The following is a 24,937-nucleotide window of genomic DNA, read 5'->3' as shown; positions in this document are numbered from 1 at the left end:
CCTGCTCAAGCTTGCGAGGCCGACGGCGGCATCGCCGGACGGCTCTCGTCCAGTCTGAAGTAGCACAGCTGGGCGGTCAGTTCGCGCGCCCGTTCGGCCACCAGTTCCGCAGTGGTGGCCAGTTCCTCGGAGGCGGCCGCGTTGCGCTGGGTGGTGTCATTGAGCTGCATCACCGCCGAACCGATTTCTTGCACACCTTCCTCCTGCATGCGCGCAGACAGTGTGATCTTGTTGATCTGCTGTGAGGCTTCACGGATGCCGTTGAGCGTACCGGCGGCCAGGCGCTGGCTGGTGGCCTCGGCCAATTCCACGCTTTGCTGGGCAATCACGCTGATCTCCTGCGCGCTGCCCTGGCTGCGCTCGGCCAGCTTGCGGATTTCAGCCGCCACCACGGAGAATCCGCGTCCGTGTTCTCCCGCGCGCGCCGCCTCGATGGCGGCGTTCAAGGCCAGCAGATTGGTCTGGTAGGCGATGTCGTCGATCACCCCGACCTGGCGCGCGATGCCGCGCATGGCCGCCACCGTGCTCTGGACGGCCGCACCGCTCTGGTCGGCGTCGGCAGCAGCGTTCAGGGCGATCTGGTCGGTGCGGCGGGCATGTTCTCCGGTCTGCTGGATGGCCAGGCTGATGTTGCTGATGGCGCTGTGTACTTCTTCCACGGCGGCCGCCTGCTCGTTGGAAGCGCTCGCCAGGTCCTGGGCAGTGGCATTGAGCTGGCGGGCAGAGTCGCCCAGGGCCTGCGTCAGAAGCGTGACGCCGCGCAGGATGTCGGTGAGCCGTTCGCGCATGCCTTGCATCGCGTACAGCAGGCTGCTGCGGTCCCGGCGGCGCAGGGTGACCGCCACGCCCAGATTGCCTTCGGCGATCTGATGCACGATGTGGGCGGCGTAATCCGGCTCTCCACCGAGCTGGCGGCGCAGGCTGATCATGATCCACAGCGCAATGGACACGCCGACGGCCAGCGCCAGTCCGGCGATCTGCAGGTTGTGGGTGCGCAGTTGCCGATAGTCCTGCAACGCCGCCTCATAAGAGGTGCGCGTAAAACTTTCCTGCAACTGGCCCAGGGTGGCCAGCTGCGTCGCCAGTCCGGCCAGCTCGCTGGTCAGCGGGGTCCAGCGGCGGTTGGCCTGCAGCGGCTCGTTGCTGCGCAACAGGTCCAGCACCACGGCGCGCTCGGCGACGTAGCGCCGCCAGCTCTGCTCGAAGCGTTCCGCCTCGGTCTGTTCCTGAGGTTCCAGCCGCGTCGCCCGGTAAGCTTGCCAGCCTTGCTCAAAGGTCGCATCCAGCGCCGGGATGCGTTCCAGCAGGGGTTTGATGCGATCGCTGCTGGTGCCGTTGCTGTCGTCAATGGCCGGAGCGGGCAGGTTGGCGATCATCAGGGCGCGGCCCATGACGTCGCGGTTCAGGTAGAGCGCGTCGCGCACCCGGGCGATGTGGATCAGCGCCATGGTGCGGTCTTCATAGACGTAGCGCAGCTTGTCGTTGCTGGACGCCATGCCCTGTATGTCGCGCCAGGCCAGCAGGACTACGCTGCCGCACAGTACCGCCACCAGGATCGCCAGGCGGGCGGTGACCGTCAGTTTTCGTTGCACGATGTTTTCCTTGTAAGTGCCGACTGCATCCGGAGAAAGAATGAACCGTTCAGTCCGGCACAGAATATAGCGAATTTTGTTGCTATGCAGAATGAAGAATAAAGCAGTTTGCGTGCCTCTTTAGTGACGCTATGTGGTTTCCCACAATACCCGCCCGGAAATGACTGCGAGATACTTGCGGCCGAACCGGGGAGGGGGAGTTCTCCCGGACAAACAATAAGTACCCGCCAGAACGGACGACGATCCGACAACGGCAGGCGGCAGGTCTCCACGGACCCGCCGGTCATCCATGTTTCAAGGAGAAAGCACTATGTCGGCGCAAAAACCGCCCCTTTACAAATCCCTGTATTTCCAGGTCCTGTGTGCCATCGTGATCGGTATCGCGCTGGGTCACTTCTATCCGTCTACCGGTGAAGCCATGAAGCCGCTGGGCGATGGCTTCGTCAAGCTGATCAAGATGATCATCGCGCCGGTCATCTTCTGTACCGTCGTCATCGGCATCGCTGGCATGGAAGACATGAAGAAGGTCGGCAAAACCGGCGGCCTGGCCCTGCTGTATTTCGAAATCGTCAGCACCGTGGCACTGATCATCGGCCTGTTGCTGGTGAACTTCCTGCAACCGGGCGTGGGCATGAACGTCGATCCGGCTTCGCTGGATACCAAGAGCATCGCCGCCTACACCGCCCCGGGCAAGATGGGTTCGGTGACCGACTTCGTGCTGGGCATCATCCCCACCAGCATGGTGGACGCCTTTGCCAAGGGTGACGTGCTGCAGGTGTTGCTGGTGGCAGTGCTGTTCGGCTTCGCGCTGCACAAGTTCGGCGGCCGCGGCACGCTGGTGTTCGATTTCATCGAAAAGATCTCGCACGTGCTGTTCTCGGTGGTGGGCGCGATCATGAAGGTGGCCCCGATCGGTGCCTTCGGCGCGATGTCCTTCACCATCGGCAAGTACGGCGTCGGTTCGCTGTTCTCGCTGGCCAAGCTGATGGGCACCTTCTACCTGACCTGCCTGCTGTTCATCTTCGTGGTGCTGGGCATCATCACCCGCCTGCACGGCTTCTCGATCTGGAAGTTCGTCAAGTACATCAAGGAAGAACTGCTGATCGTGCTGGGCACCTCGTCCTCGGAATCGGTGCTGCCGCGCATGCTGGCCAAGATGGAAAACGCCGGTGCCAAGAAGACCGTGGTCGGCCTGGTGATCCCGACGGGTTACTCCTTCAACCTGGACGGTACCGCGATCTACCTGACCATGGCCGCCGTGTTCATCGCCCAGGCGACCAACACCCCCATGACCTTCGTGCAGGAACTGACGCTTCTGGGCGTGCTGCTGCTGACCTCCAAGGGGGCAGCCGGCATCACGGGTTCGGGCTTCATCGTGCTGGCGGCGACGCTGTCGGCCGTGGGCCACGTGCCGGTGGCCGGTCTGGCGCTGATCCTGGGTATCGACCGCTTCATGTCGGAAGCTCGCGCACTGACCAACACCATCGGCAACGGCGTGGCCACCCTGGTGGTCGCCAAGTGGAGCGGTGAACTGGACAGCGAACGCCTGACCAAGGTCTTGAACAACGAGACCGTGGAAGACGCGCAAGCCCCTGAAGCCGTCCTGGATCGTACCGAAGCCAAGATGCATCACTAAGCAGGGAGGCGGGAAGCATTCCCGCACCCATTGCCTCGTCGGCCCCATCTTCGCGTCTTAGTTGGCGTGGCGATGGGGCCGATGTTTTATGGCCGCACCGCCTGCATCACGAAATCCACAAACGCCCGCACCCGCGCCGACAGATGGCGATTGTGCGGATACAGGATGGAGAAACGCCGGGTGCGATGCCCGGCCGACTGCAGCACTTCCACCAGCTCGCCCCGTTGCACGGCGGCTTGCGCGATGAAGTGATAGATCTGGAACAGGCCCCCGCCGGCAATGGCCCAGTTGACGCAGCCCAGTACGTCGTCATGGATGCGCTGCCGGCTCCGGAAATGAAAATCCATGTCGCGCCCTTGTCCGTCCTTGAAGATCCACGGCATCGCGCGTCCGGTACTGGGCAGGATGAACTGGATGCAGTCGTGTTGTTTCAGCGCTTCCACGCTGTCGGGCGTGCCGCGCCGGGCCAGATAGGAGGGGGACGCAAAGACGCCCAGCGTGGCATCCTCCAGCGTGTGCGCGATCAGCCTTGAATCCTGCGGCACGCCCAGGCGGATGGCCAGGTCATAGCCCTCTTCGACGAAATCGATGACGCGGTTCGCAATGCTCAATTCCACCTCGATCTGCGGAAACGCCGCCTGGAAACGCGGCAGCAACGGCAGCAGCCGATAGTGCGCATAAGGCGTGCCGACGCTGATGCGCAGCGGGCCGCTGGGCACTTTCTGCTGGCCGGTGAGGATGCGTTCGGCCTCGGCGATCTGTTCCAGCGCCTGGCGGCACTGCTCGTGATACAGCTCGCCCTCGCGGGTCAGCCGGATCTGGCGCGTGGTCCGGGCGAACAGCCGTACGCCCAGACGAGCTTCCAGCCGGCTGATGGAACGGCTCACCGAGGCCGGCGTCAGGCCCAGCGCCTCGGCGGCGGCCGTGAAGCTGCCCAGTTCGGCGGCTTTGCAGAACAGTTCGATGCTGCCTAACTGGACGGGATCGAAGTTGCGCATTTGTTCAATGGTGTAATGAATGAATTGAGAGGGATGGAGTTTATCTTTGTTTTTGATGGGAATACAGTGATCGGCAGTCTGGCAATGCCGCTTTGCTGCAGATGCCGTCCCTCCCTCGTGAAGAAAGGAACACCATGAAGAAGCCCAACATCCTGATGATCGTCACCTCCAGCAGCCGCATGGGTGACACCGACAAGCCCACCGGCCTGTGGGCCGAAGAGCTGGCGGCCCCGTACTACGCCCTGGTGGATGCCGGTGCCTCGGTCGTCATCGCCTCCACCGCCGGTGGCAAGGCCCCGATCGATCCGGGCAGCGTCAAGCCGCAAGGTCAGAACGATGCCATCGTCGAACGCATGCTGGCCGATGCGGAACTGCAGCAGCGCATCGCGGCCACGCGTGCGCTGGGCGAAATCGAAGTCGGCGCATTTGATGCGGTGTTCTTCCCCGGCGGCCATGGCACCATGTGGGACCTGCCTACCGATGCCAACGTCAAGAAGACCGTCGAGAGCGCCTATGCCGCCGGCAAGTTCATTGCTTCAGTCTGCCACGGTGCCGCTGGCCTGGTGTCGGCCGTGAAGGCCGATGGCAAGCCGATGGTAGCTGGCAAGCGTGTCAATTCCTTCACAGATGCCGAAGAGCGCGAAGTGGGACTGGCCGAGGTCGTGCCCTTCCTGCTGGAGAGCCGTCTGCGTGAACTGGGTGCCGTCTTTGAGGGGACCGACAACTGGCAGGTGTTTGCCATCCGTGACGGCCAGCTGATCACCGGCCAGAATCCGCAGTCTTCCGAGCGCGTGGCTGAAATGTTGTTGGAAGCGCTGGAACTGGGTGCCTGATTTTTCCTGTCGTCTGCTGGTTGAAAGGCTCGTCCCATGCGGGGCGGGCCTTTATTTTTCCGTGCCGACGATGCCCTTGACGAACCAGCGCTGCGCCGCCACCACGAACACGGCGGGGATCACGATGGCCACCAGGGCCGCCGCCATCAGCAGGTTCCACTGCGGCATCTGCCCGCTTTCTACCGGCAGGAAGCTGGCCAGCGCGAGGGTGATGGTGCGCATCTGGTCATGGCTGGTGATGACCAGGGGCCACATGTAGTCTTTCCAGGTATTGATGAAGACGATGGATCCCAGCGCCGCAAAATTGGTCTTCGACAGCGGCAGGAGGATATCTACGTAGAAGCGCCACGGCCCGGTCCCGTCGATGCGCGCCGCTTCCACCAGCTCGGGCGGGATGGTGCGGTAGAACTGCAGAAACAGGAAGGTTCCCGTGGCGGACGCCACCAACGGCAAGGACAGGCCTGCATAGGTATTGATCAGGCTGATCGACGGCACCGCATGTTGTCCACCCAGGCCCAGCGCCTGCAACAGGCTGCGCAGAGGTTCGAACAAGTCAGAGGCCGCTGCATAGGTCGGGACGATGCGTACTTCCAATGGCAGCAGCAGGGCACTGAACAGCAAGACCAGGATCAGGCCCCGGCAGCGCGGCTGGAAGTAGGTCACCGCAAAAGCCGTGACCGAGGACAGCAGCAGCTTGCCGGTCACCACCAGAGCGGCCACCAGCAGACTGTTGAAGAGATAGCGCCAGAGGTCGATGCGCTGCGCCACTTCGCGCAGATTGTCCGGCAGCGCGGTGCCTGGCATGAGCGGCATGCCTTGGCTGATCCACTGCTGGCTGGAGACGCTGGCCGAGCACAGGATCAGGTACAGCGGCCCCAAGGCCAGCACTACGCCCAGCCCCAGGATGCAGTAGGCCAGCGCGGTCATGCGCGGATGGCGCTCTACCATCGTCCTGCTCCCTGGCGGAAGAAGCGCAGCTGCAACACCGTGAGCGCCACGATGAACAGCATCAGGATCACCGACAAGGCCGATGAGCCCGAGAGGTCCAGCCCGATGAAGCCATCCGAATAGATCTGATAGGCCAGGATCGCCGTGCTGCGGCCGGGTCCGCCCTGGGTCAGTGCGTCCACCAGCCCGAAGCCGTGGGTAAAGGCCTCGATCACGTTGAGGACACCGGCCAGCAGCAGTGCCGGTGCGATCATCGGCAACTGGATATCCATGAAGCGCCGCCACGGGCCAGCCCCATCGATGGCGGCGGCTCCCGTCAGATCGGCGGGAATCCGCTGCAAGGCGGCAGAAAACAGGATGAAGTTCAGCGGCACCTGGGTCCAGGCGAAGGCCGCGATCAGTACCAGCATGGCTTGCTGGCCAGCCAGATGGGGTGCCCACAGGCCCGGCCAGAGGTGGTTGAGAAAAGCCAGCAAACCGGTAACCGGATTGATCAAGACCTTCAGCACGATACCGACCACTACCCCGGCCACGGCATAGGGCCAGATGAAGATGCTGCGCAGCAGGCGCTTGGCGCGCACATCCAGTTCCAGGCAGGCCGCCAGTGCCAGGGCGATGGTCACGGCCAGCAGGGTGCTGCCGGCCGTGAAGACCAGCGTGGCGCGCAGGGAGGCATAGAAACCGTCATCGGTGAGAATGCGCAGGTAGTTGTCCAGTCCGACGAAGCGCGAACCGTTGCCGAAGGGACGTACCAGATAGAAGGACCAGGCGATCGCCTTGACGGCCGGCCACAGGAAGAACAGAAACACGATCAGCATCTGCGGCGTGGCCAGCAGCAGGGGGAACCAGCGGGCAGGGAAGGCGGGGCGGGTATCCATGATGTGTGCTAGCGCTGCGGTGCAGGGGAATCGGCGGGGGCATAGGTGAGGCGGAAACGCTGCAGCAAGGCATCCCCCCGGCGGCGCGCCTTGGCCAAAGCACTCGCCATGTCCTGCTGGCCGGCCAGTGCGGTCTGCACCTGCTCGGTCCAGGCCAGTCGCAGCTGCGGGAAGAAGCCCAGGCGCGGTCCGACTCCTGGCTGGCCAGCGTTCGCATCCAGCGAATGAATGCCCGCCACCACCGAGGCCGGATAGTGCCCCGCATCGTCCATGATCTGGGCTGCCACCTGGCGGGTAACGGGCAGGTAACCGGTCTGCCGCACCAGCAGACGCTGGTTCTGCGGTTGCTGCAGATAAGCGATGAAGGCCGCCACGGCCGCATAGACCTGGTCGTCAAATCCCTTCATCACCCACAGCGAGGCGCCGCCGGGTACGCTGTTGTGGCGCGCACTCCCGGCATGCACCGGCAGCGGCAGCACTGCCAGTCCGGGCAGGCCGCTGCGCGCCACGGCATGCCAGGCGCTGGTGGAGTCGAGCAGCATGGCGCATTCCCCGGTAGTGAAGGCCAGGGTATGGCGCCCGGTGCGGGTGGCGGCGGCTTCCACCAGCAGATGCTGCTGATGCCAGCGCTGTACCTGCTGCATGAAGCGCAGATGCAGTCCCTGGTCGAACAGATAGTGGGTGGCCAGGCTCCGGTGGCCGTTGTCTTGGTCGGCCAGCGGTGCGCCCTCGATGGTGCTGACCTGCTCCAGCAGGATCCAGGGATTGAAGTCGCTCACCAGCGGGCAGGTCTGGCCAACCGCGCGCAACTGCCGTGCGGCCTGCTCCAGTTCACCCCAGGTGGCGGGCAGGGTGTTGATGCCGGCTTGCTGCAGCCTGGCAGTGTTCAGGTACAGAACAGCGGTGGAGACATTGAAGGGCAGGGAATCAAACTGCCCCTTGGCATCGGTGTAATAGCTGCGGATCGCGGGCAGGTAATCCTGCCAGTCCACGTGGTAGCCATGCGCTGCCATCAACTGGTGGACCGGCACGATGGCTCCGCTCAGCATCATGTCCAGCGTGCCGACATCGTAGATTTCCACCAGCGCAGGTTGTTGCGCGGCGCGATAGGCGGCGATGGTCTTCTGCATGGTCTGCTCGTAGGAGCCGGGCGTGACACAACGTACCTGATGCTGCTTTTGTGCGGCATTGAAGCCGGCGCATAGTTGCCGCACGGCCTGGGCCATGGGGCCGCTGTGGCTGCTCCAGAATTCGAAGTTGGCCGACTGCGCGCGCGGCACCGCCAAGACCAGCAGCAATGCCATGCAGTGCCGGAAGAGAGTGAGGCGGCAGCGTGCGCGGCCAGGACGGGCAGGATGCTTCACATGACCGGGCGGGTACTGTCGCGGATCACCAGGTGCGTCGAGAACATCTTCTGCACCAGGGCCGCCTGGGCGGCGGCAGCATCACCGGACTGGTTGCGTTGCTCCTGGCGCAGCTCGATGCGTTCCAGCAGCAGCTTCACGGCAAACTCGCACATCTCCAGCATGGGCGCGTCCACGCTGGTGAGGGACGGGATGCTGAAGTCGGCATAGCGCATGTTGTCGAAGCCCACCACGCTGATCTCTTGCGGCACCTTCACGCCAAGGTCGTAGAGCGCCTTGAGCGCGCCCAGCGCCATGCGGTCATTGCCGAGGAAGATGGCGTCCGGACGCTCGGACTGGTGACAGAGCTGGGCGGCCGCGCGATAGCCGCTTTCCAGCGACCAGTCTCCGGTCACTATCCATTCCGGGCGCGGCGTCAGGCCGCACTTTTCCAGTCCGTCGAGATAACCGAAATAGCGCGCTTCGCTGGAAGTCGGTACGCCGTCCTCGCGCGATTTTCCCTGTTCATGATCCTTGTGCGGCCCGGTCACCAGGGCGATGCGGCGGCAGCCGGTGCGATAGAGGTGTTCGACCACGGCCAGCCCGGCCTGCCGGTCCGATTGCACGACGTGGTGACAAGCCGGGTCGGCCATGCCATAGACCACGCAGGGGTAGCCCAGCCGATGCAATTCATTCACCACCGGATTGCCGGCGCGATTGACCATGGCAATCATGCCGTCGATGCGTCCGGCCAGGAACAGGTCGCGCACATAGACCAGCGAGGCTTCGTCTTCGCGCATCAGATTGCGTTGCAGGAGCGTATAGCCGGCGCGATCGGCTGCGCGGGTGAGGGTCTGCACCACGTTGTGATAGTGGGTGTCCTGGGTGCGCTCGGAGCGTTCGTCGTAGGACGAACCATTGAACATCACGCAGGCCAGCGTGCGCGTGGAAATGTTGCGCAGCGAGCGGGCGGCCACGTTGGGGATGAAATTGAGCGAATCGATGGCCGCTTGCACCAGCTCGCGCGTCCTCGGGGCGACTTTCTCCGGGTGGTTCAGCACCAGCGAGACGGTCTGGAAACTGACGCCAGCCGCCTTGGCGACATCCTTGATGGTGAGGCGACTCATGAACGGAGCGGTTGGCGCAAGCGCAGCGAGGACGGGGAGGAGCGGAGCAGGCAAGTCATGTCAGGTCGGCGTCGGGTTGCGGCGGCGCAAGAGCGTGCCGCGCTGCGCAATCATATATGACGCCATGCACAACCGGGCTGGGTAGCCGCCAAAAATGTTTTTGCGACAAGTGCATCGGATGTAATCACGAGGTCACAAATCTTCGAGAAAATACGAGTCTATTAGAACGTTCTAATGTAAAGCAACTGAAACAAAGTTGCCAAAAAAGAATAGTGGCAGGGACTTATTGTAAAGACTGCCATTTTTTTCTTTCTGAAATTAGAACGTTCTATAAATGATAGCCCGCTTCGCATCCCGCCGCCATGGCTGATCCGGATGCGCACGCCTTTTCGCCACGACTTGATTTTCAGGGGAATACCATGTCTTACCGCAGTGGAAGTCCGCAGTACCGACGTTTGTCTTTGATGAGCCTGGCGATGCTGTCGGTGCTGCCGCTGCTGGCGCGGGCAGCCGATGACACCGCTTCGCCTGCTGCCACGACCCAGGCCGATGGGGCGCCGGCAGCCCAGGATGGGAGCGTCAAGCGCCTCGACAGCGTGGTGGTCACGCGCAAGCGCAGCCAGACCAGTGCGGCGGTGGCCGGCAAGCAGGTGGAAGAGCGTGTGATGGACAGCGTGACCCGCGAGCAGGTGGAGCGCCTGCCGGATTCCACGGTGACCGATGTGGTCAAGCGCGTGGCTGGCGTATCGGTCAGTTTCAACCCGGATAATGTGAACGGTCGGGACAAGGCCCAGTTCATCGCCATTCGCGGGCTTGATGGCAGCTACAACAACGTCACCATCAACGGCGCACCGCTGGCCTCGGTCGACCAGACCACCCGCAGCGCCCGTACGAACATGCTGCCGGCCTCGATGGTCAAGGAAGTGCAGGTCTTCAAGACCTGGACTCCGGACATGGATCCCAATGCGGTCGGCGGCTCGGTCAACATCGTCAGCCGCAGCGCCTTCGATAACGGCGGCAAACCCATGTTCAGCGCCACCGGTGCCCTCGGCCACGCCGGCGGCAGCGGCAAGGTCGCTTCGGGCGCGGAGGGTCTGGCCAAGAAGTCGGATGTCACCTTCAGCAACACCTTTGGTCCGGACAATCGTTTCGGCTACGTGATCTCGGCCAATTTCGAGAAGGAAAACACGGTCTCCATCGGTCACATGACCACCGACAACATCTTCTACAACTATTACAACGCCAACGGCAGCATCGCCAATCCGGCGGCATCCGGCGGGCCCAACACCGGCAACGGTTTCCCGGTGCCGCAGCAGTTCAAGTACTGGCAGCACCTCAAGAACAGCGAGACCAGCGGCTTCAATGCCAAGCTGGAAGGGCGCTTCACCCCGGATGTCTACGGCTTCCTGGGCTTTGGCTACAACAGCGATTCCACCCACATCCTGCGCAATGAAACCTTCATCGACGACAGCCGCAGCACCGGCAACAATCCGGTCCTGAACCAGTCCGCCACCAGCGGGCAGTTCGCGCGCGGCGAGGCCGAAGCCGGCTATGCTGCCTCCACCATCAAGCGCACCACATCGGCCCTGCAGGGCGGACTGGACTGGAAGCTCGACGACAGCCAGGTGCTATCGCTGCGTTCTTCCTACTCGCAAGCCCAGCACCGTGAACCGCGCGAGCTGGCCAAGTACATCTTTGCCAACTTCGCCTATCCGGGGGCGGGATCGGCACCGGTCCTGAGCGGCACCAATGCGCTCGGCATGAGCTACAACACCTCCGGTTTCGAGCCTTCGGTCGCACTGAACAATCCTTCCAACTTCACCAACCTGAACAACTGGCAGGCTTATTACTGGCGCAAGGAGATGGTCAGCATCGATGACCAGGTCGGCGACGTGAAGCTGGATTACCGCTGGAACATGGACCAGGATGCCCGCGGACTGGGTGCCGGCGTGGGCGTCGATTATCGCCGCCTGGAGCACAGCTATGACTACGTCAACAACCAGTACTTCCCGACCTCGGGCGGGCTGACGCTGGCCGGCAATGGTTCGGTATCCGGCACCATCATGCCCTACAGCGGCGGCTTGCCCTTCATCCTGGTCAACGGTGCCCAGGCCTGGCAGCAGTTCGCGGCCAACCAGGGACAGATCGCCGCCAGCAGCGCCAACAGTGTCAACAGCCTGCAGAGCAATTACTCGCACAGTGAACAGACCGCGGCTCTGTATGCGATGGGGGCCTACCGCACCGATCGCTGGAGCGCATTGTTTGGGCTGCGCCAGGACAATACGAATCTTTCCACCACCGGCAATGTGCGCAACGTCAGCAATGGCAGCACCACCTGGGTGTCGCAGACCAAGGATTCCAGTTACAACTATCTGCTGCCGGCAGCGTCGCTGGTCTTCAGCGCCACCGATGCCGTCAAGCTGAAACTGGCGGCGAGCCAGACCATCGGCCGTCCCAACTACGATGCCTATGCGCCCAACACCACGATCAGCCAGAACACCGATGGCTCGGTCACCGTGACCCAGGGCAATCCGGACATCAAGCCGCGCGAATCGACCAACCTCGATGCCTCGGCCGAGTGGTACCTGCCCAATTCCAGCCTGGTGTCGCTGGCGGTGTTCAACAAGAAGATCAAGAACGAGATCTACACCCTTTCCAGCCAGGGCACTCTGTTCTACAACGGCGCGACCCGTGCGGCCTCGATCACCCAGCCGGTCAATGCCTCCAGCTCGCGTATCAACGGCGTGGAACTGAGTTACGTGCAGAGTTCGCTGGGCTGGATCAGCCCGGCCCTGCAAGGCCTAGGCTTCAGCGCCAACCTGAGTTTCCTGGACGGCCGGCTCAACGCCGCCACCAGCAGTGGCGGTACGCGCACCATCCAGAACCTGGTCAACCAGCCCGACCAGATCCGCAACCTTACCGTGTTCTACAACTACCAGAAGCTGGATCTTTCGGCCGCCTACAACTGGACCGGCCGCAGCCTGCGCCTGGTCGACGCCAGCCTGCCCAGCCAGGATGTCTACTGGCAGGCCCGCAAGCAGATCGACCTGCAGGCCCGTTACGACCTGGGCGGTGGCTGGCGCGCCTTTGCCGAGGTGGCCAACCTGACCAATTCGCCGGTGACCAGCGTCACTGGTCCCAACAAGGACCAGCTCAAGGACACCTTCTCCATGGGCCGGATGATCTGGCTCGGAGTGAACTACAGCCCCAAGAACCTGTGATGCATTGTTTTGTTTGACTCACCCTTTGTACCTCCCCCCTGTAAGGAAACGCCATGTCCAATCTTGAACAACTCCTGGAACTGAGCCGCCAATCGATGGGCATCATTCCCGTCCTGGCCCTGTTGCTGCTGGTCGTGCTGGCCGTCTCGGTCGAGCGCTTCATCTTCTTTGCCCGCTGCCTGCCGTCGGGCAAGCAGATCGACCAGGCGCTGCTGCGCGCCGATCACCGCAGCGACGCCGCCTTGCAGGAGATCGCCCAGCGCTATCGCAACACGGTCTTCGGCCCGACCCTGCATGCGGCCGTGGAGTCGCGTGCACTGGCCTCGGGCGAGGCCATGGATCGTTACATCGACGAGGCCATCGTACGGACCATGCCCGAACTGGACCGCGCACTGTGGCTGCTGGGTGCGGCCATTACGCTGGGCCCGCTGATCGGCCTGCTCGGTACCATCATCGGCATCACTGAATCCTTCAATGTGCTGGGCACCGCCGGCAGCAGCAGCGGGGCGGTCACCAACGGTATCGGCCACTCCCTGCTGGCCACGGGCTGCGGCTTGCTGGTGGCCATCGCCGGGGTGGCGGCCAATAGTTACTTCTCCAAGCGAGTGCGCCTGGCGCTGCTGGAGCTGGATCTGATCAAGCTGGTCTTCATCAAGCAGCACTGTCTGCTGGAAGAATCCATCGTGGTGCGTCAGGCCGGAGAGTCGCCAGCCTCCGGGCAGGGCAAGCCCGTCATCAAGCGCGCCGCCGAGGTCGTCTATGCCGGAGCCGCATCATGAGCCGCACCCGCTACCTGCAGTCGGATGAGCCGCATATCGAGATCATCCCGATGATCGACATCATGATGTTCCTGCTCATTTTCTTCATGGTGACGATGCTCAAGATGATCGATGTGAGCGGACTCAAGATCAACGTGCCACAAGCCGCCAGTGCCGCCACGCTGCCCAGCAAGTCGCTCACCATCGTGGTGGACAAGACGGGGGCCATGTTCTTCGAAGGCAAGCCGGTTGAGCATGATGCGCTGGTTGGCCAACTGAAAGAGCGCGCCCGGACCGCCAAGCTGGAAGTGCTGGTAGCCGGCGACAAGGACGTGTCGCTGGAAAACCTGCTGCACGTGATGGATGTGGCCCGCGCTGCCGGGGTCGAAGACATCGGCATTGCGGCCAAGCATTGAGGTGGATATGCGTCATTCCATGACCCTGCCGCGGTCCGCCGCGCCGTCATCTTCCTGGCAGGATCAGCCACCCGCCGTACCCGCCGGCAGCGCCCTGCGCTGGCCGCTGGCGGTCGGCGTGGCGGTGGCGGTCGAGTGCGCCATCGTGCTGCTGGCCTGGCCCAAGGCACAGGTGCCCGAACCTCCGCCCGAACCGGTCAAGGTGATGAAGCTGGTGAGCATTGCCGAGGCACCGCCGTTGCCTGCGCCCACACCGCCGACGCCGGTGCCTCCGACGCCCAGGCCGCCGCCCAAACCGGTCCCGCCCAAGCCAGCGCCCACGCCGAAGCCGGCTCCGGTGGTGCCCGCACCGAGCGCGCCGTCTCAGGAAGTGCAAGCCCCGGTGTCTCCCAGTCAGCCTGCCCCTGCTGCCGCTGCGCCCAGTACGCCGCCGGCACCGGCGGCGCCTGCGCCCAAGGCCCAGCCCGGCGAGGTACGGCGCGGTCTGGTGCCGCTGAAGCGAGTTGAGCCGGACTACCCGCCCAAAGCCCTGGCCAGCAATACCGAAGGTGTGGTGGTGGCCCACCTGGCCATCGAGAAGGATGGCTCAGTCAGCGCCGTGCAGATCGTGCGCGCGCAGCCGCCCAAGCTGTTCGACCAGGCCGCGACCAAGGCGTTGATGCAATGGAAGTTCTCACGCACCGATGAGCCGGTGCTGGGTGAGGTCGAACTGCGCTTCAGTCTGAACTGAGCGTAACAATACGAAGATTGCGAGATTCGCCGATGAACAGAAAATCCCCCGGCCGCCGCCATTTCCTCAAGAATGCTGCCCGCACCGGCAGCGCGGCGCTGGCACTGACGGCCTTGCCAGCCAGCATCCGCAAGGCGCTGGCAGTGGCCCCCTCGTCACCGACCGGCACCATCAAGGATGTGAAACACGTGGTGATCCTGATGCAGGAGAACCGGTCCTTCGATCATTATTTCGGCTGCCTGAAGGGCGTGCGCGGCTTCGCTGATCCTATCCCGCGTCCCTTGCCGGACGGCAGCCCGGTGTTTCACCAGCGCGATCCGCAGGGCCGGCTGGTGCTGCCGTATCGCATGGAGATGGCCACCACCAGTGCCGGGCGCGCCGGCGGCAATCTGCCGCATGCCTGGAGGGATCAGCACGCGGCCTGGAACCGGGGCGACTATGACAAGTGGATCGAGGCCAAGAAGGACACCGTGACCATGGCCTACTTCACGCGCGAAGACCTGCCTTTCCACTACGCGCTGGCCGATGCCTTCACCATTTGCGATGCCTATCACTGCTCGGTGCTGGGGTCGACCAATCCCAATCGCTTTCACATGATGAGCGGCGGCATCGACCTGCAGGGCAGGGCAGGTGGACCCATGACCTTCCAGCCGCGTACCGGCAGCTGGTCCGGGGTGCCGGGCGAGCGCCGCAACGGTGCCGACAGTTTCCGCTGGACCACCTATCCGGAGCGGCTGGAGCAGCATGGCGTGTCGTGGAAGGTGTATCAGGGGACCGATGACCTGCACAAGGACCACGGCGACTATCCGAGCGACTTCAACGTGCTGCAGTATTTTTTCGCGCAGTACCAGAATGCCGCGCCCGATTCGCCGTTGTGGCAGAAGGCCTGCAGCAAGTTCACGCTGGCCGACCTGGCGCGTGATGTCAACGGCGGCACGCTACCGCAGGTATCCTGGCTGATGCCGCCCAAGCTCAGTTGCGAGCATCCTGACCGCACTCCCGGCTACGGCGCGCATTACATCAGCCAGGTGCTGGACATCCTCACCGCCAATCCGGCGCTGTGGAGCAGCACCGTACTGTTGGTGAACTACGACGAGAACGATGGTTTCTTCGACCACGTGGCACCGCCCACGCCGCCGCTGCATGGGGGGCAGGGCCAGTCAACGGTAGAGGTCAGCGGCGAATTCCATCGGCTGGGCGACTACGTCAACCCGGCCGATGACCTGCCCGCCGGGCTGGGGGCGCGGGTGCCGATGATGGTGATCTCGCCCTGGTCCAAGGGCGGCTATGTGTGCTCGGAAGTGTTCGACCATACCTCGGTCATCCGTTTCCTGGAGCAGATCTTCGATGTGCACGAACCCAACATCAGCCCATGGCGGCGCGCGGTGTGCGGGGATCTGACCTCGGCCTTCGATTTCAGTCGCCGCGACGTGGCCAGTCCGGTCTTGCCCGACACCTCGGCCTATCGCGCGCTGTCGGATGCGCAGGCCCGCCTGCCCGCACCCGTGGCGCCTGCCAGTCCGATGATGCCGCAGCAGGAGCGCGGCATGCGGCCGGCGCGGGCCTTGCCGTATGTGCTGGCGGTGGATGACCTGCCGCTGCCACAAGGGGGCGCTCTGCAGCTGGAGTTCCTCAACCCCGGCAAGGCGGGTGTGGTCTATCAGGTGTATGCCCGTCAGGAGAGCGAACGCTACCAGACCTTCACCGTACAACCGGGCAAGTCACTGACGGCGCAATGGCGCGGCGTCGGGCCGGCGGGCGTCTACGACCTGAAGGTGTACGGCCCCAACGGTTTCCTGCGCGAGCTGCGAGGCAGCCTGGACGCTGGCGGCGATGCCGGGCCGGTAGTGCAGGTGCGCCATGATGGCGAGCGTGGCGAGCTGGTACTGGCCTTGACCAATCCGGGTGCGCAAGTAGTGCGCCTGGTGCTGCGGGATCAGGCCTACGGGCAGCCTGCGCGTACGGCTGCGCTGGCACCGGGGCAGTCGGCCACGCTGCGATGGCCGCTGCAAAACAGTCACCACTGGTACGACCTGCTGGTCCAGAGCGAGGACAGGCCGGGTTTTGCGCGCCGGCTGGCGGGGCATGTGGAAACCGGGCGTCCGTCCTTTTTCGTCACCTAGTCATTTCTTCATGGGTCATTTCAGGACGGCCCATTTTTACATTCCTTCATCTACCAGGAAGTTTTCATGCATTCTCTTGGCCGTTTTCTCCTCACCTGTACCTTTTGCCTGCTCATGGATCAAGCTCTCGCACAAGCAGCACCCCTTGCCTGGCGTCAGTCGGCGCTGACCACCGCGACCGGCCCGGTGCTGGTGTCCTCGCACCGCAGCTGCTGGACTGAAACCTCGGAGAATTCGCTCGATGGCATCCGTCGCTGCATCGCCGAAGGCATCGATATCGGAGAAATCGATGTCCGCACTACGCGCGATGGCGCGTTGGTGCTGATGCACGATGAGACCGTGGATCGCACGACCAACGGACATGGCGCGGTGGCCGACCTTACGCTGGCCGAGATTCAGGCCCTGCGCCTGTATGCGCGCGGCGGTGGCAAAGGCGCGTCCCTGACCGCGCGCCGGGTGCCTACGCTGCAAGAAGCGTTGGCTGCGGCGCGCGGGCGCATCCTGCTCAATCTGGATGTCAAGGCGGCGGACATCGGGCCAATGGTGGCGGCGATCCTGGAGACGGATACCGCGCGCGACGTGCTGCTGAACATCAATGCAGGTGTCGATGCGCAGCAGGTGGCCTGGGCGCGTTCGCTGGGCATTGCCGTGCAGACGCTGTATTTCGATGAAAAGACCGGAGCGTCAGCGCGCAGCGGGCAATTGCAAACCATGGCCCGACAGGAGCCGACGGTGTTGCAGATCATCTTCCGTGATCCTGCCGTAGTCGGCGAGGCAGTTCAGGCGATCGGGCGCAGGCCGGTACGCCTGCTGGTCAACACCATGGCGATCGACATCGACAGCGGACGGCCCATGGATCTGGCCGGACCTTTCCTCGATACGGTGGCGGTGGTTCATCCCGAGCAAGTGTGGGGCAAGCTCATCGCCAGTGGGGTGAGCATCATCCAGACCGATGAACCGCAGCGATTGCTGGCGTGGTTGAAGCGCAAGAAGTTGCGTTGAGAGCGGCACCGGGCGGCGGGAGCAATCCCGTTGGCCCGGTATCGCCGTGTATGGACGAAAAAAAAGCCCACGACCTTGCGGTGTGGGCTTCAATCCAATTCTTTAGGAGGAAATTGGAGGAGACAGGTGCAACTTTACTGCTCCGCACCAAATTCAGCCAATTTATCTTTCGTATATCAGATATTCGATTTGCTTATTTCTCGATGGGCTCATGTGAAGCCGAATCATCACGCCGGGCGTGTGGTTTCACCCTGCAGCCCGTCTTCTGGTGAAGCTTCTTGCACACGTGGTTTGCACGGAATCTTGCAAGCCTTGTCCGTGGCCGGCTCGGCACTATATTGCATTGCCATAGGATCGACCACGTGCTCGGTCAGCACCGGCTCACCGACGATGGGCACGCGCAGCACCGTCGAGCAGCGGGTACCGTAGTCCGGGGAGCGAATGAAGATGGGCGAGAGCATGCGCTCCTTCTCCAGCCCCACCCCGGTATCGGGCAAGCGGCAATCATTGGCGCGGGTGCCATCAGTGAGCATCTCGAAGAAGGTCTCTTCCGGAGCTCCCTGGCACAGCAGGCTGGCAAATTGCGCCTTGGCGCGGGTGAGCTTGGGCCATGGGGTATCGAGCAAGGCGTTGGAAATGCCGTAGACGCCATACTCCAAAGGCTGTCCGTTGCGCGGATCCTCCTGCCCCCGGTTGGAATACCACACCATCGTTTCCCGGTTGCCCAGCAGCAGGTTGAAGCCGTTGTAGCGTTGCGCTTGCGGTTCGATCTGGCGCAAGTAGGCTTGCGGATCAAGGTCTCCGGCCAGATAGTCGGCCACCAGTTGCCCGCGTGTGGGCGCATCGGCCCGTCGCTCCGAAGGTGCGCGCACATTGGTGAGCGCCGCAAAACGTCCGTCCCGGGTCACGCCCAGCCAGGTACCGCCGCCTTGCAGATCGCGCCCGGCGTAAATGTGGGGATGGTCGTTCCACCAGCCGGCATCGGCGGCGGGGCGGGCATAGAACTCGTCCCGGTTGGCCGCCAGGATCAGCGGCATGCCGGGGATCACTTTCCAGGCGAAGATGATCAGGCACATGGCGCAACATCCTCGAAGTGCTCGACGTGGCGTTCGCCGCTGATGAGCGCCGCTGCGCCGGAATCTGCCAGCGCGCGGTCCAGGGTTTGGGTGAAGTCCTCAGCGGAAGCGGGCAGGATGCCCTGGTAGATTTCCATCCAGGTCTGCAGGCCGTCTTGTTCGCCGGGACGCCGCTTGAGCGCGCCGGCGATGCCCAGACGCGCTTGCAGCATGGCTTGCACGCCTTTGATCTTGCCGAACAGGGTAGTCGCGTGCGCACTGTCGACCCGATAGTAAATGTAGAGATCCATGGATGCGTCCCTATGGCTGCGGTGTGGCTCAGGCGGCGCGCCGCTTATTGCGGATCGGCCAGCTCATAGGGAAGGGCGTGGAAATGCAGGGCCGGGCCATCGGCGGCACCAAGATGCACGGCATCCTCGGCAGCGGCCAGTTTCATTTCCACCAAAGCCAGTGCGTGCTCCGCATCCAGCGCTTCGGCGTTGACCACCATGCCGCAGGGCTGCCCCGGATCGGCGGCAGCGAAGACTTCTTGCCCGGCGCGTGCCTCGGCGCTGGCAATGGTGGCCAGCATGGTACGGCGCTTGAGCTTGCCCAGGTACTGGCTGCGCGCCACGATTTCCTGGCCGGGATAGCAGCCCTTCTTGAAGTTGACGCCCCCGATCAGTTCGAAATTGATCATCTGCGGGACAAACTGCTCCTGCGTGGCTTGCACGATCCCCGGCACGCCCGCACGGATCTCCGACAGCCGCCAGGCCAGGCTGGCCGTCGGGGTCAGATGCTGGGCCAGCTTGGGCCAGGCGGCGGTGAGGATGTCGACCGGCGCGATCCACTGGTAGCGCGGGCTGCCGGCGGCATCGGCCAGGCGTATCAGGGTGCCGTGGCTGTTGTCGATCTTGGCGTAGGGGGCCGCCGGCAAGACCGGGAACCATTCAGCGAGGGCATTGGCCGTGGCCGGGCCGACCAGGCCAAGCACGGCACGTTCGGCACTGGCATCGGCCAGTTTTGCCTTGGCACGCATCACGAACATCTGCAAACGCTTCTGGATCGCCGGCTGCAGGCTGCGCGGCAGTTGCAGCCAGATGGCCTGCTCGTCGCGCCACATCAGGAAGGTCGCCAGCAGACGGCCCTTGGGCGAGCAATAGCCGGCCAGGCGGGCCGCACTGCTGTCGAGCTGTTGCACATCATTGGTGAGCTGCCCATGCAGGAAGCTGGCGGCGTCCTCGCCGGTGGCTGTGATCAGGCCCAGGCTGGTGAGCGGGGCCATGAAGCTTTCCAGGCTTTGCGGTGCCGGGGCGGTCGGGCCAAAGCCTGTGATGTCGCCACTCTCGGCGTCGAACTGGGCGCCTTGTTGCGCCAGAAAGTCACGCCAGCCGGAGGGCGAAGAAGTCATGTCTGTCATAAAGGAAATCTTTTACGGATTACGTCTTGCCGGGTCGGTCGGTCCGGCAAATTAGGCAACTGTCGTGCCAGCGATTATCATTGATGCCTCGATTATAGTGATCTCCGAAAAATCGCGTCGGAGCAACAAGGATTTCGCCTCTGGTATGAAGAAGTTATTTGTGACATTGCTGGTGCTGGCAGCCTTGGTGGCAGGGGCAGGCGTCTATTGGTCCAGGCAGCCCATCGTGGAGCCGAACGGACAAGTGATTGCCTTCACCATCACGCCGGGCGCGGGCGTCAACGGCGCTGCCCAGCAGATTGCCGCGGCCGGGGTGCCGGTCAACCCCGACCTGTTTGCCCTGTACGCGCGCCTGTCCGGCGAAGGCGGCCGCATCAAGGCCGGCAGCTATGAAATCAAGCCCGGCTACACGCCGCAGCGCCTGCTGCTGCAACTGGTGCGCGGGGAATTCGCCCAGGAAGCGCTGACGGTGATCGAAGGCTGGACCTTCAAGCAGATGCGTAAGGCCATCGCCGATCAACCCGCCCTGAAGCACGATACCGCCACCTGGACCGATCAGCAGATCCTGGCCAAGCTGACCAACGAATACACCTACCCGGAAGGCCTGTTCTTCCCCGATACCTACCTCTTCGCCAAGGGGGCCAGTGATATGCAGGTCTACAAACAGGCCTTCGCCCTCATGAGCAAGAAGCTCAACGAAGCCTGGGCGCGGCGCGACCTGTCGCTGCCGTACCGTACGCCTTATGAGGCGCTGACCATGGCTTCCATCGTCGAGAAGGAGACCGGGCAGAAATCCGAGCGTGGCATGGTGGCCGGGGTCTTCGTCAACCGCCTGCGCACCGGCATGCTGCTGCAAACCGATCCGACCGTGATTTATGGCATGGGCGACCGTTACCAGGGCAAGATCCGCAAAGTCGACCTGCTCACCGACACCCCCTATAACACCTACACGCGCGCCGGTCTGCCGCCCACGCCGATTGCCTTGCCCGGAGCAGCCTCTCTGGCGGCGGCCTTGAACCCGGACAAGACCGAGGCCTTATACTTCGTGGCGCGCGGGGATGGCACCAGCCATTTCTCCAGCAACCTGAACGAACACAACCAGGCCGTCAACCGCTACCAGCGTTGAGCCAGTCTTTCTTTTACCGTTTCATTCATTGAGTAGCGATACCTTCATGGCATCAGGCAAATTCATCACCTTCGAAGGCATCGACGGCGCCGGCAAGTCGACCCACATTCCTTTCGTGACCCAGCTGCTGCGCGAGCGCGGCATGACTGTGGTCGCCACCCGTGAACCCGGCGGCACCGACCTGGGCGAACGCCTGCGCGAGCTGGTCCTGCATCACAAGATGCATCTGGAAACCGAAGCCCTGCTGATGTTCGCCTCGCGCCGCGAGCATCTGGCCCAGGTCATCGAGCCGGCCCTGGCACGCGGCGACTGGGTCATCTCGGATCGTTTTACCGATGCCACCTTCGCCTACCAGGGGGGCGGCCGCAAGCTGGCGCTGGACAAGCTGGACAGCCTCGAACAGTGGGTCCATCCCCATCTGCAACCGGATCTGACGCTGCTCTTCGATGTGCCGCTGGAAGTGGCGCGGGCGCGGCTGGATGCCGAACGCACGCTGGACAAGTTCGAGCAGGAAAAGGCCGATTTCTTCGCCAACACCCGCGCCGAATACCTGCGCCGCGCCGCGCAGTTCCCGCAGCGTTTCCGCCTGATCGATTCCACGCGTCCCATCCCGGTGATCCAGGAAGAACTGCGCGCCATCGTGGCAGCGCTGTGAGGGAGGCTGCATGTCCGTGACCGTTTCCGAGGTATTGCTGCCCTGGCAGGGCGAGAGCTGGCGCCAGTTGCAGCAGCTGCGTGAACGCCTGCCGCATGCGCTGCTGTTCTATGGCGCGGCCGGCACCGGCAAGACGCAGTTCGTCGAAGCCTTCGCCAAGTCCCTGCTGTGCGAATCGCCCACGCCAGAGGCCCATGCCTGCGGCGTATGTGCCTCCTGCAACTGGTTCTCGCAATCCAATCATCCTGACTACCGGCGCGTGCGCCCTGAAGTACTGGACGATGAGACCGCCGAAGACGAAGCAGGTGAAGAAAAGAAAACCGCCAAGGCCAGCAAGGCCCCCTCCAAGGACATCAAGATCGACCAGATCCGTGCGCTGGCCGATTTCATGAACGTTTCCACCCACCGCTCGGGCTTGCGGGTGGTGATGCTGTATCCGGCCGAAGCGCTCAACACGGCGGCCGCCAATGCGCTCCTCAAGACGCTGGAAGAACCGCCGCCGGGCACCATGTTCCTGCTGCTGTCCAATCGCCTGGACCGCCTGCTACCGACCATTCTGTCGCGCTGCCGCAAGTTCGCCCTGACCGCACCCGGCCATGACGAAGCGCTGGCCTGGCTCAAGCAGCAGGGCGTCAAGGATGCCGATGCCTGGCTGGCCGAGCAGGGGGGGGCACCGCTGGCCGCGCTGGAAGCTGCCCAGGGCGAGGGCCGTGATGCCCTGGATGAATTGCTGCGCCACCTGGCCCAGCCCGGCGTGGATGGTGCCTTGCGCGCTGCCGACAAACTGCAGAAAACGCCGGCCGCCGACCTGGTCGGCTGGGTGCAGCGCTGGCTGTATGACTTGCTGTCGCTGAAGTCGGCCGGGGTGGTGCGCTACTACCCGCGGTATGGCAAGGAACTGGGGCGTTTGGCCGAACGGGTCGATGCGCTGGCCGTGTCCAAGGCCTTGCGCGGCATGGGCGATCGCCGCGCCATTGCGGATCACCCCTTGTCGGCCAAGCTGTTCATTGAGGAAATGCTGATCGATTACGCGCGCTTGTTCGATTGACGCCGCGTCGACCAGGCCGGGCCTGCGGCAAATCGCCGCGCCTGGGGGGAAGCGGCGTGCCGGACCGTATAATTCCGGCATGATGTCGCTGACCTCCTTCTTCATTCCCGTCTCCGAGCAGATGAACCAGCCGCAGCACCTGCTTCTGTCGCGGCTGTTCTGGCTGCGCTGGGCCATGGTGGCGGGCGAGCTGCTGGTGCTGGCCGGGGCGCATGCCTGGCTGCATATCGCCTTGCCCTTGCCGGCGCTGCTGGCCTTGATCGGCCTGCAGGCCCTCATCAACGCTGCCACCTGGCTGCGCATGCGCTGGGCGCGGCCGGCCGAGCAGGCCGAACTGTTCATGCAATTGCTGCTGGATGTGACGGTATTGACGGCGCTGCTGTATTTTTCGGGCGGCTCGACCAATCCCTTCGTTTCCTTCTACCTGCCGGCACTGGCAGCAGGCGCTGCCACGCTGGCCTGGCCCTATGCCTTGCTGCTGGCCCTGTGTGCGCTGGGCTGCTATTCGGGGCTGGTGTACTTTTACCAGCCGCTGCACATCCACGACCACGGGCAGGCGATGGCCTATCACCTGGCCGGGATGTGGATCAACTTCTCGATCTCGGCCTTGCTCATCACCTGGTTCGTCAGCCGCATCGCAGCGGCCGTGCGCTTGCGCGACGGCCAGCTGGCACAGGCGCGCGAGCGCCAGCTGCAGAGCCATCGCATCGTCGCCCTCGGCACCCAGGCTGCCGGTGCCGCCCATGCGCTCAATACACCGCTGTCCACGGTAGCAGTGATCGCTGGCGAAATGCGCCGCGACATGGCCAGCAATCCCGCGCTGGCGGCCTATGAGGAAGACGTGCGGGTGGTCGAGGAACAGATCGCCGTCTGCAAGGCCGCATTGGAAAACATGCGGCTCGACGCCGATGCCCAGTTGCGCAATGAAGACAGCGCGCCCATCACGCCCTGGCTCACCAGCCTGCTGGAAGGCTGGCGCCTGCGCCATCCGGCCGTGCTGCTGGCGGCCGAGGTACATCAGCCGGGCTGGCGGGCCAGCCAGTTGCAGGACTTGTCGCAGATCCTGCTGACCTTGCTGGACAATGCAGCCCACGCCGTGCGCGGCCTCGGCCACCAGGGCGAAATCCGCATCCGCCTGGCACCGGCCGAGGCGGGCGAGGGCGGATCTGCCGCCTCCGGCAAGCCGGGGCGCACCATGGCGATCATCGAGGTCTCCGACAATGGCGCCGGCATCAGCCCGGAACTGTTGCAGCGCCTGGGCCACGGGCCGGTGGCCAGCAGTTCGGGCGGCTCGGGCATCGGCCTGATGCTGGCCTCGGCCAGCGCCACCCACCTGGGCGGCAAGCTGAAGCTGCGCTCGTCGCCGGGCCAGGGCACGGTCGCGCAGTTGCGCTTCCCCCTGGTGTGAACCGCCATCCTTCATTCTTCTGGTTTTACGGATATCCCCATGAGTGCCGCCTTCCTGATCCTCGATGACAATGACGTCTTTGCCAGCACGCTGGCACGTTCGCTGGCACGGCGCGGCTTTCGTGCCGTCGTCGCCCACACCGGCGAAGAGGCGCTGGAGGCCGCGCGCCGCGAGCGTTTCGACTACGTCACCATCGACCTGCAGCTGGAAAAGGATTCCGGCCTGCAATGGGTCGGGCCGCTGCGCCAGGCGTTGCCGGAGGCGCGCCTGCTGGTGCTGACCGGCTATGCCAGCATCGCCACCACGGTGCAGGCCATCAAGTCCGGGGCAGATAACTACCTGGCCAAGCCGGCCAATGTGGATTCCATCCTCTCGGCGCTTTCGTACGTGGCCGAAGGCGAGGCAGTGGATGAGCCCGTGTTGCCGGTGGAAGAGGCATCGCCACTGTCGCTGGAACGACTGGAATGGGAGCATATCCAGCGCGTGCTGGCCGAGCACGAAGGCAATATTTCCTCCACCGCACGGGCGCTGAACATGCACCGCCGCACCCTGCAGCGCAAGCTGGCCAAGCGGCCGGTGGCACGCTGAGCCGACCTCGCGCGGCTCTGTAACGAAAGGTA

At 63.8% G+C, this 24,937-nt stretch carries 22 protein-coding genes; 13 read left to right on the top strand and 9 right to left on the bottom strand.

Going from position 1 to position 24,937, the window contains the following annotated elements; genetic code table 11:
• Positions 1-5 precede the first annotated feature (5 nt).
• Positions 6-1,592, bottom strand: coding sequence for a methyl-accepting chemotaxis protein (locus tag JOD78_RS04905; protein WP_209566706.1), 1,587 nt, complete (start codon positions 1,590-1,592; stop codon positions 6-8).
• 310 nt (positions 1,593-1,902) lie between these two features.
• Between JOD78_RS04905 and JOD78_RS04900 the strand changes: the two genes are divergently transcribed.
• Positions 1,903-3,228, top strand: a complete 1,326-nt coding sequence (locus JOD78_RS04900; RefSeq protein WP_121041495.1) for a dicarboxylate/amino acid:cation symporter — start codon at positions 1,903-1,905, stop codon at positions 3,226-3,228.
• A gap of 86 nt (positions 3,229-3,314) precedes the next feature.
• Here JOD78_RS04900 and JOD78_RS04895 read toward each other — a convergent pair whose 3' ends face one another.
• Positions 3,315-4,226: a LysR family transcriptional regulator gene (locus JOD78_RS04895; protein ID WP_199725067.1), complete on the bottom strand. Its 912-nt coding sequence runs from the start codon at positions 4,224-4,226 to the stop codon at positions 3,315-3,317.
• Positions 4,227-4,360: 134 nt separating this feature from the next.
• On the opposite strand from JOD78_RS04895, the gene JOD78_RS04890 reads away from it, so the two are divergent.
• Positions 4,361-5,059, top strand: coding sequence for a type 1 glutamine amidotransferase domain-containing protein (locus JOD78_RS04890; RefSeq protein ID WP_134222598.1), 699 nt, complete (start codon positions 4,361-4,363; stop codon positions 5,057-5,059).
• A gap of 51 nt (positions 5,060-5,110) precedes the next feature.
• Here the strand turns inward: JOD78_RS04890 and JOD78_RS04885 are convergent, their stop codons facing one another.
• Genes JOD78_RS04885 through JOD78_RS04870 form a run of 4 tightly spaced genes read right to left on the bottom strand, consistent with a single transcriptional unit; the run spans position 5,111 to position 9,355 of the window.
• Positions 5,111-6,007: an ABC transporter permease subunit gene (locus tag JOD78_RS04885; RefSeq protein ID WP_209566704.1), complete on the bottom strand. Its 897-nt coding sequence runs from the start codon at positions 6,005-6,007 to the stop codon at positions 5,111-5,113.
• Positions 6,001-6,885, bottom strand: a complete 885-nt coding sequence (locus JOD78_RS04880) for a sugar ABC transporter permease (protein WP_121041487.1) — start codon at positions 6,883-6,885, stop codon at positions 6,001-6,003. The genes JOD78_RS04885 and JOD78_RS04880 overlap by 7 nt, the downstream gene beginning before the upstream one ends.
• Before the next feature lie 8 nt (positions 6,886-6,893).
• Positions 6,894-8,189, bottom strand: coding sequence for an extracellular solute-binding protein (locus JOD78_RS04875; RefSeq protein WP_204726519.1), 1,296 nt, complete (start codon positions 8,187-8,189; stop codon positions 6,894-6,896).
• A gap of 56 nt (positions 8,190-8,245) precedes the next feature.
• On the bottom strand, positions 8,246-9,355 hold the full coding sequence (locus tag JOD78_RS04870) for a LacI family DNA-binding transcriptional regulator (RefSeq protein ID WP_121041483.1): 1,110 nt from the start codon (positions 9,353-9,355) through the stop codon (positions 8,246-8,248).
• A gap of 419 nt (positions 9,356-9,774) precedes the next feature.
• Here JOD78_RS04870 and JOD78_RS04865 point away from each other — a divergent pair, with 419 nt between their 5' ends.
• The 6 genes from JOD78_RS04865 to JOD78_RS04840 all read left to right on the top strand — a co-directional run bounded on the left by JOD78_RS04865 (position 9,775) and on the right by JOD78_RS04840 (position 17,605).
• Positions 9,775-12,576: a TonB-dependent receptor gene (locus tag JOD78_RS04865; RefSeq protein ID WP_209566702.1), complete on the top strand. Its 2,802-nt coding sequence runs from the start codon at positions 9,775-9,777 to the stop codon at positions 12,574-12,576.
• Between the two features lie 53 nt (positions 12,577-12,629).
• Entirely contained in the window at positions 12,630-13,355 is a 726-nt protein-coding gene (locus JOD78_RS04860; RefSeq protein ID WP_121041479.1) for a MotA/TolQ/ExbB proton channel family protein, read from the top strand.
• On the top strand, positions 13,352-13,750 hold the full coding sequence (locus tag JOD78_RS04855; protein WP_121041477.1) for a biopolymer transporter ExbD: 399 nt from the start codon (positions 13,352-13,354) through the stop codon (positions 13,748-13,750). The genes JOD78_RS04860 and JOD78_RS04855 overlap by 4 nt, the downstream gene beginning before the upstream one ends.
• A 7-nt stretch (positions 13,751-13,757) precedes the next feature.
• A complete protein-coding gene (locus tag JOD78_RS04850) occupies positions 13,758-14,480 on the top strand; it encodes an energy transducer TonB (RefSeq protein WP_209566700.1) in 723 nt (240 codons plus the stop codon).
• A 32-nt stretch (positions 14,481-14,512) separates the two neighbouring features.
• The gene (locus JOD78_RS04845; RefSeq protein WP_134135801.1) at positions 14,513-16,603 is read left to right on the top strand and encodes a phospholipase C, phosphocholine-specific; all 2,091 of its coding nucleotides are present in this window, start codon (positions 14,513-14,515) and stop codon (positions 16,601-16,603) included.
• A gap of 114 nt (positions 16,604-16,717) precedes the next feature.
• Positions 16,718-17,605 carry a glycerophosphodiester phosphodiesterase family protein gene (locus tag JOD78_RS04840; protein ID WP_209566698.1) on the top strand — a complete coding sequence of 296 codons (888 nt, stop codon included), beginning with the start codon at positions 16,718-16,720 and terminating at the stop codon, positions 17,603-17,605.
• Between the two features lie 227 nt (positions 17,606-17,832).
• Here JOD78_RS04840 and JOD78_RS04835 read toward each other — a convergent pair whose 3' ends face one another.
• From JOD78_RS04835 to JOD78_RS04825, 3 genes are read right to left on the bottom strand one after another with little or no spacing between them, the layout of a single operon-like run.
• Positions 17,833-18,681 carry an NRDE family protein gene (locus JOD78_RS04835; RefSeq protein ID WP_209566697.1) on the bottom strand — a complete coding sequence of 283 codons (849 nt, stop codon included), beginning with the start codon at positions 18,679-18,681 and terminating at the stop codon, positions 17,833-17,835.
• Complete coding sequence (locus tag JOD78_RS04830; RefSeq protein WP_209566696.1) at positions 18,672-18,971, bottom strand: DUF4936 family protein; 300 nt, start codon at positions 18,969-18,971, stop codon at positions 18,672-18,674. The genes JOD78_RS04835 and JOD78_RS04830 overlap by 10 nt, the downstream gene beginning before the upstream one ends.
• A gap of 44 nt (positions 18,972-19,015) precedes the next feature.
• Positions 19,016-20,080 (bottom strand): folate-binding protein YgfZ, encoded by a 1,065-nt coding sequence (locus tag JOD78_RS04825; protein ID WP_121041465.1) that lies wholly within the window; start codon positions 20,078-20,080, stop codon positions 19,016-19,018.
• A gap of 145 nt (positions 20,081-20,225) precedes the next feature.
• On the opposite strand from JOD78_RS04825, the gene mltG reads away from it, so the two are divergent.
• The 5 genes from mltG (at position 20,226) to JOD78_RS04800 (ending at position 24,905) form a co-directional block, all read left to right on the top strand.
• Complete coding sequence (mltG, locus tag JOD78_RS04820; protein WP_121041463.1) at positions 20,226-21,206, top strand: endolytic transglycosylase MltG; 981 nt, start codon at positions 20,226-20,228, stop codon at positions 21,204-21,206.
• Positions 21,207-21,252: 46 nt separating this feature from the next.
• Positions 21,253-21,861, top strand: a complete 609-nt coding sequence (gene tmk / locus JOD78_RS04815; RefSeq protein ID WP_121041461.1) for a dTMP kinase — start codon at positions 21,253-21,255, stop codon at positions 21,859-21,861.
• Positions 21,862-21,871: 10 nt separating this feature from the next.
• Positions 21,872-22,909, top strand: coding sequence for a DNA polymerase III subunit delta' (locus tag JOD78_RS04810; RefSeq protein ID WP_121041459.1), 1,038 nt, complete (start codon positions 21,872-21,874; stop codon positions 22,907-22,909).
• Between the two features lie 79 nt (positions 22,910-22,988).
• Entirely contained in the window at positions 22,989-24,317 is a 1,329-nt protein-coding gene (locus JOD78_RS04805; protein WP_121041457.1) for an ATP-binding protein, read from the top strand.
• A gap of 39 nt (positions 24,318-24,356) precedes the next feature.
• Positions 24,357-24,905 carry a response regulator transcription factor gene (locus JOD78_RS04800; RefSeq protein ID WP_121041455.1) on the top strand — a complete coding sequence of 183 codons (549 nt, stop codon included), beginning with the start codon at positions 24,357-24,359 and terminating at the stop codon, positions 24,903-24,905.
• Positions 24,906-24,937: the final 32 nt, after the last annotated feature.

This window comes from Herbaspirillum sp. 1130, assembly GCF_017833835.1.
GTDB lineage: Bacteria > Pseudomonadota > Gammaproteobacteria > Burkholderiales > Burkholderiaceae_D > Herbaspirillum > Herbaspirillum huttiense.
The sequence above is the reverse complement of the archived record's forward strand: the minus strand, read 5'-3'. Positions and strand labels throughout refer to the sequence as shown.